This window comes from Dickeya undicola (genome assembly GCF_000784735.1).
Lineage (GTDB): Bacteria > Pseudomonadota > Gammaproteobacteria > Enterobacterales > Enterobacteriaceae > Dickeya > Dickeya undicola.
In genome coordinates, this window is record NZ_JSYG01000027.1 from 1 (window position 1) to 6,368 (window position 6,368).

Here is a 6,368-nt window from a genome sequence, read left to right on the forward strand (position 1 = left end):
TCCTCAGACCATGTGAGTTTCACTCAATGATATCCCTGTTCTGACCCTTGCCACTTTTCAGGCTGTCGATGGCGTTCATTAGCCGTCTGGCGTTCGCTGGCGAACGCAGCAGATAAGCGGTTTCTTCCAGCGCATTGTATTCATCAAGGGACATCAGCACGCAGGATTCCCCATTCTGGCGGGTGATCAGCACCGGTGCCTTGTCCTCTACGGTCTGGATCATGGTGTCGGACAGGTTCTGCCGGGCTTCGCTGTAGCTTACGGTTCTCATAACAACCTCCTTTGTACAATTAATTGTACATTGTGTGGGGTTTTGAGCAAGGGCTATGACGGGGACTTTTGTGCATGCACAAAATTAGCGGATTGGGACCGTGGTCCCAATGAATAGGCTCTAACGCATTTGTCTGTCATTTTACGCAAGGCCAGAAATAGCCATAAAGAATATATTTTCGTCCAGAAGTTGTGATGGTTCGTCTTTGTGGCTGGGGGAGTAGCGCATTAGACTCTCTCTTCTGATGCTCCATGTATTTCTGTCTTCAAGGGTAAGAATAAATTTCTCTTCTCTTGGTGCGCGATTCGGATTGTCTATGGTTATCGATATGCTTGCCTTGTAGTGATCACCATATACACCAACAGGTACAATGACTGCGGTTCTATTTTGGTTTTTTAACTTACATGAGGTCGCTTTATATTTTTGCAGATCTTTTCCCCATGGAAGAATGGATACCGTATTATCATTGAATGTGTTTTCGGTCGTAATTACTTGCAATCCTGAACCATCAATCCACATTTCAATTTGCTTTATCAGTGCGTGTAAATCAGCTTGGAATGACATTATGTCAGATCTTGTTTTTTTGAAAGACTCATGTTGAGTGTCTTTGTTTTCCTGTACTTTTCTAAAAAAATCTTCTTTGGATGACATTCTTTACCTCACAGCAATGTTTGTATAAATATACAGTTATTTTACCATCGAGAGATGTTCCATAAAAGTGCTCATAATTACCGGTTGGAGCCGTAATGGATCTCAAAATGGCTGCTAGTCGCTTATGCGCATATATATGCATTTAGGTGAAATTTATCCGGGCGCTTGCGGGCGGTTTGCGGGGGGGAACAGACTGGTTTTTAGCGGTTTGGCCGCCGAACGCGGCCGGGGGCGTCGGGGGCAGTGCGCGGAACGGGTGTTATGGTAAATTATTCATGACACAATTCCATGTCGATAAAACCAGATGGAGCCGGTTTAGTGGAACATGACAAGTTTATGCAGTATGGCCGTGGGTTAGGGTTGTGGAAAAACCCAAGGGAAAATATTAAGCCTGAGCCAAAAAGTTACTTCAGGGACGACCCGACTTATCTAACGCGATCAAGAGGTGAGTGGGTTGAACAGGGAAATGAATGCAAGAAAGAACAGAACCCGTTAGAAAACGGCGTTTTTATCTGGACAGAAATTAAGGAGACGGGTCATGCTTTTATTTCCATTCACGAGGGAAATAATGCGACTGTTTTTACCTATGGCCGTTTTGGTAGACGAGCCAGTGCTGGTGGGCTTGTCGGTGATGGCATCTTAAACTATTTGCAGTTTGAAGGTGCCAGGGCATATTACCGAGAAGAACTGTACAAGATGGAAGCGAAGGTATTTCTCATTACAGATGCAGATCCTGCTATTGCAAGAATGTATTTTGAAAGGCTGTGGAATTCAGGTAGCAAAGTTAAAGAGACTCCAAATATGGGGGATGATACCAAGAGAAACGGCCACACAATTGATCAATATGATGTAACAGGAGTGAACTGTACAACCCATGCAACGAAAGGTGTGAAGGTTGCGGGATCACAAGTGTTTGAGGGGGGGTACACAACTAACTCTCAGATGCGAATTGATTACGAAGAAGATTTTGCTGTGCCGGTATCTCTACAGCGGTATTTAGAAAGAAAAAGTGCTGCATCATCCATGCTTGTTGTTGATATGACTAGTGAGTTTAAAAAGCAGTATCCCAATATCGATGGGTTTACTCCTCTTGATGAATCAACAGTAAGAGTTAAAGCTTTTCGAGCGGCCGCTGAGATAGCTTCTGGTGTTGGCAAAGTGTCTCCTTATTCTGGAGGTACTGTCGGTGGGTTATTAGAAGGGATGCATGATGTTAACAAGTGAATGTAAGGCTGTTTTGCGTTGGGGAGGGATTGCATTAGTAACCTTTGCGTATTATCTGTGGCTATTCCTTGCTATTTTCCCGTTAGATAATAAAGGCGACCTTCTACTGGGTAAGGTGGTTACTATCGAATATCATGAGGCTGTTATAGATAATATTTATAAGGCCACAGATAACGTTATTTCGGTTGCTTTAATTGGATTTCCTGTGTGTGTATGTCTTATTTTGATCATTTTCAAAAAGGTTAGATAAGTACTCGTTTTATGGGGTATAGGTGCTGGCCGTCAACAACGACCAAAATGGTGACTTCTGCACAGTCTATTTCATTCATACGGAATCACGCTGCGCTTTCAGTTCCTGATGTCGAGCTTGTAGTGTTTGGCGAACCTGTTCGGTGGTCATGCGTGGTCGCGTGTCAGCACGAGAGGCCGTTACCTTGCTTCGTATCCATTCGTCATACTCAGCTTGGGCCAGTTCGTGTTTTTCATAATGGGTGCAGTTGCTCATGGTTGTAGATCCTGATTTACCGTGCATTCAGGATAGAGTGTAGCAGTAGGGATTTACGGGGCATGTGCTGGTTAGCCGTAATTTTTTCCCTGATATTTGACTGTATTGTTTGAGTTATGGCTAAACAAAAAAAAGGATCCTCTTGAGATCCTTTTTTTTCCCGCGTAATCTCTTGCCCTGTAAACGAAAAAACCACCTGGGGAGGTGGTTTTTCGAAGGTTCAGTAAGTTGGGGAACTTCTGAACCGTGGTAACAGGGTGTACAAGACCGCTGCCACCAAATTCGTCCTTTCAGTTTAGCCGTAGTTAGGCTTCAACTTCAAGAACTCTGCATCAGTAATCTCTTGTACACCCTTTTACCTGTGGCCGTTGCCAGTGGCGATAAGTCGTGTCTGTCCGGGTTGGAATCATGTGACTAGTTACCGGAGCAGGCGCAGCGGTCGGGCTGAACGGGGAGTTCGTGCATACAGCCCAGCTTGGAGCGAACCACCTAACCAGACCCCAGCATCCGGCGTGGAATGAGAAAACGCGGCCATGACAGCGGAATGATGCGGGGAAACTGTAAGGTGGGAACAGGAGAGCGCACGAGGGAGCGACCCATCGGAAACGGTGGGGATCTTTAAGTCCTGTCGGGTTTCGCCACTTCTGACTTGAGCGTCATTTTTTGTGATGCTCGTCAGGAGGGCGGAGCCTCTGGAAAAGCGTGGTAGGCTTGTCCGGCTCTGGGGGGAAGGGGGGGGTCGTGTTTTTTTCCCTGGCATCGATATCTCCTGTCTTTTAACCCCCACCGCTCGCCGCAGTCCTGTAACCGAGCGCAGCGAGCGAACAGGCGAGGAAGCGGAAGAGCCACGGCTCTGTTATGTCTCGCGTGACGCGCAAATGCCTCCTGTTTTCCCTGCTTCAGAGAAACCCTTTCCTGTCAGCCTGCTTTATGCTTGCATATTAAGCCAGTATACACTCCGCTAGCGCTACGTGACTGGTTCAGGGCTGCGCCCCGAAACCCGCCAAAAACACTGCCGCGCCTGCGGCTTGTCCAACCCCGCACCGAACAGGAAATCATTTCCTGTCCGCTCCGGGGTTATCAGGAGGTTTTTTTGGCCGAGAAACGCAACAAGATGCTGACCATGTGGGTCAGCGACGAGGAACACCGGCGACTGCTGGAGCGCTGTGACGGCAAACAACTGGCCGCATGGATGCGGCAGACGTGTCTTGATGAAAAACCGTCGCGCACCGGCAAACTGCCGTCACTCTCTCCGGCGCTGTTACGCCAGCTTGCCGGTATGGGTAATAACCTGAACCAGATAGCCCGGAAGGTTAACGCCGGAGGCGGCACTGGCCATGACCGGGTACAGATTGTGGCGGCACTGATGGCGATTGATGCCGGGCTGGACAGGCTGCGCCATGCGGTACTGGCAAAGGAGTCTGACGGTGATTGTTAAGTTCCATGCGCGCGGGCGTGGCGGCGGCTCCGGGCCGGTGGATTATCTGCTGGGAAAAGACCGGCAGCGTGAGGGGGCGAGTGTTCTTCAGGGGAAACCGGAAGAAGTCCGGGAGCTTATCGACGCCTCGCCGTATGCGAAGAAATACACCTCCGGGGTGCTGTCATTTGCGGAGGCCGATTTACCGCCCGGACAGCGTGAAAAACTGATGGCCAGCTTTGAGCAGGTTCTGATGCCCGGACTCGATAAAGACCAGTACAGCATCCTGTGGGTGGAGCACGCCGACAAAGGGCGGCTGGAACTGAATTTCCTCGTTCCCACTACCGAACTGCTGACCGGGAAACGCCTCCAGCCGTATTACGACCGGGCCGACCGGCCGCGCATCGATGCGTGGCAGACGGTGGTCAACGGCAGTCTGGGCCTGCACGACCCGAACGCGCCGGAAAACCGGCGGGCACTGGTTACGCCGTCATCCCTGCCCAAAACGAAGCAGGAGGCCGCAGAAGCGATTACACGGGGTCTGCTGGCCCTCGCTTCATCCGGGGCGCTGAAAACACGGCAGGACGTGACGGCGGCGCTGGAGGGGGCCGGTTTTGAGGTGGTGCGTACCACGACAAGCAGTATCAGCATTGCCGACCCGGACGGGGGGCGAAATATCCGACTGAGGGGAGCCATTTATGAGCAGTCTTTTAACGCTGGCGAAGGACTTAGAGCAGAAATCGAAAGCGCAGCAGCAGAGTACCGGCGAGATGTTGAAGACCGTATTCAGCGAGCACGAAGCGTCTGTAAAACAGGCATTGAACGAAAGCGGGAAGAGAATCAGCGACGCTATCCGCGATCACGAGACGAGTATGACCCTTGCCATGCAGTCGAACCGGACAGGCGTGCTGCGTATGGTCGGGCGGACATGGCTGACTATCACGATGGTGTCGGTATTGCTTATCGCCACGAGCGGGAGCGTGCTGTGGTGGCAGGGGCAGAAAATCATCCAGAATACGGAAGCCCTCAGCCAACAGGCGGACACGCTGGCGAAGATGAACGAGAAAACGTGGGGCGTGAGCTACCAGAGCGACAGCAACGGGCGGTTTCTGGTACTGCCGAAGGGCATGAAAGCGGAAACGGGCTGGACTGCGGACAACGGGAAACAGCACGCCGTGAAACTGGTACGGGAGTAGAGCATGACCGAGCTGGAAAAACAGTTATTGAGCGCCTTAGAGCAGCTACAGCAGGACTACTCGCAAAGGCTGGACGAGTGGGAGAGCGCCTTCGGGGAATGGCGGACGATGTGTGGACTTATGCAACGGGAGAACGCGGCACTGAACGAGCGCGTCATGAGCTTGAGCAGGCAGGTGCAGAGTTTGAGCGAGCAGCTGCGCCGGTTATCGAGCGGCTGAATGTTGCTGAACAGCACCGACAGCACGAGCAGTTACTCCAGCGTCAAAAGGAGCGGGAACTGGCACGTCAGCGGCACTCTCCGGGACGCTCGATGGAGCTGTAGCGCATTTACGCCCTTTCATCCTCGCCGTTGACAATCATCTGTTCCACTTTATAGTCGTGCAGTCACCGCTAAACGGTGATCGGGCATCTCACCCCGTACTCGTTGTCGGCACCGCGTATATCGCTTTCTGGTGCCGTCTGCCTTTGCGCACCTGTCTTCTATGGTGGCTCAGGCGGGGCAGCCTTCGGGCTGGCCGGAGTCCAACGAGCCGGTAGTGAGATCCCCGTCTGGGCTACCACCCAAAAATCTCACTTTGGGTGGTGGTTTTTAACTCTCGATGGAGCAAACCACCATGTGCAGTAATTCGACATGCCACGAACTTCCCCGTTATGACCACAATATCGAGTTTGAAGACCTGATAGACCAGTGCCGTGCGCTGATTTATGCCGTACTGGAAATCCCTCATCCTTCCGTTCGTGAGGTGTTGTCATTCCTGTTGCAGGAGCGAATTGATGCATTATTTGCCGCCTTTCATCAGGATCTGGCCGGGCCATCACATCCCTAAAGGCATTCAGAAATGAAACGAAAAAGCCCGCTTGGCGGGCTTTTTTAGTAATGGTAGCGGCACGATGCAATCAGTAAGGCATCGTCCTCGACGGCATAAACCAGCCGGTGCTCGGCGGTCATGCGGCGTGACCAGAAACCGGCGAGATTATGTTTCAACGGTTCGGGTTTGCCTTTGCCGGAAAACGGCGTCCGGCTGGCATCCTTGATCAGTTCGTTCACCCGTTTCATCATCTTTTTGTCGGTTTCCTGCCAGTACAGGTAGTCTTCCCAGGCT

Annotated in this window: 8 protein-coding genes; 5 read left to right on the forward strand and 3 right to left on the reverse strand. The window is 51.3% G+C overall.

The window, feature by feature from the left end; all coding sequences use genetic code 11:
* Positions 1-19: 19 nt before the first annotated feature.
* Both yefM and OB87_RS13290 read right to left on the reverse strand, forming a co-directional pair.
* Positions 20-271, reverse strand: a complete 252-nt coding sequence (yefM, locus tag OB87_RS13285; protein ID WP_033569909.1) for a YoeB-YefM toxin-antitoxin system antitoxin YefM — start codon at positions 269-271, stop codon at positions 20-22.
* A gap of 141 nt (positions 272-412) precedes the next feature.
* Positions 413-922: a hypothetical protein gene (locus OB87_RS13290; protein ID WP_033569910.1), complete on the reverse strand. Its 510-nt coding sequence runs from the start codon at positions 920-922 to the stop codon at positions 413-415.
* Between the two features lie 318 nt (positions 923-1,240).
* Between OB87_RS13290 and OB87_RS13295 the strand changes: the two genes are divergently transcribed.
* The 5 genes from OB87_RS13295 (at position 1,241) to OB87_RS13330 (ending at position 6,092) form a co-directional block, all read left to right on the forward strand.
* The gene (locus OB87_RS13295; protein ID WP_033569919.1) at positions 1,241-2,146 is read left to right on the forward strand and encodes a hypothetical protein; all 906 of its coding nucleotides are present in this window, start codon (positions 1,241-1,243) and stop codon (positions 2,144-2,146) included.
* Positions 2,130-2,396: a hypothetical protein gene (locus OB87_RS20895; RefSeq protein ID WP_033569911.1), complete on the forward strand. Its 267-nt coding sequence runs from the start codon at positions 2,130-2,132 to the stop codon at positions 2,394-2,396. Before OB87_RS13295 ends, OB87_RS20895 begins: the two co-directional genes overlap by 17 nt.
* 1,348 nt (positions 2,397-3,744) lie before the next feature.
* Positions 3,745-4,089 carry a MobC family plasmid mobilization relaxosome protein gene (locus tag OB87_RS13310; protein ID WP_033569913.1) on the forward strand — a complete coding sequence of 115 codons (345 nt, stop codon included), beginning with the start codon at positions 3,745-3,747 and terminating at the stop codon, positions 4,087-4,089.
* Positions 4,079-5,587: a plasmid mobilization relaxase MbeA gene (mbeA, locus tag OB87_RS21215; protein WP_072025479.1), complete on the forward strand. Its 1,509-nt coding sequence runs from the start codon at positions 4,079-4,081 to the stop codon at positions 5,585-5,587. Before OB87_RS13310 ends, mbeA begins: the two co-directional genes overlap by 11 nt.
* A gap of 292 nt (positions 5,588-5,879) precedes the next feature.
* On the forward strand, positions 5,880-6,092 hold the full coding sequence (locus OB87_RS13330; protein ID WP_033569917.1) for a hypothetical protein: 213 nt from the start codon (positions 5,880-5,882) through the stop codon (positions 6,090-6,092).
* Between the two features lie 44 nt (positions 6,093-6,136).
* Here OB87_RS13330 and OB87_RS13335 read toward each other — a convergent pair.
* Positions 6,137-6,368 (reverse strand): Txe/YoeB family addiction module toxin (locus tag OB87_RS13335; RefSeq protein ID WP_033569918.1); only part of this gene is annotated, 232 nt, incomplete at its 5' end.

What these genes read in the sequence shown, in the direction of transcription:
- yefM (WP_033569909.1), bottom strand. Translation starts at nt 271, where the DNA reads ATGAGAACCGTAAGCTACAGCGAAGCCCGGCAGAACCTGTCCGACACC.
- OB87_RS13290 (WP_033569910.1), bottom strand. Translation starts at nt 922, where the DNA reads ATGTCATCCAAAGAAGATTTTTTTAGAAAAGTACAGGAAAACAAAGAC.
- OB87_RS20895 (WP_033569911.1), top strand. Translation starts at nt 2,130, where the DNA reads ATGATGTTAACAAGTGAATGTAAGGCTGTTTTGCGTTGGGGAGGGATT.
- OB87_RS13330 (WP_033569917.1), top strand. Translation starts at nt 5,880, where the DNA reads ATGTGCAGTAATTCGACATGCCACGAACTTCCCCGTTATGACCACAAT.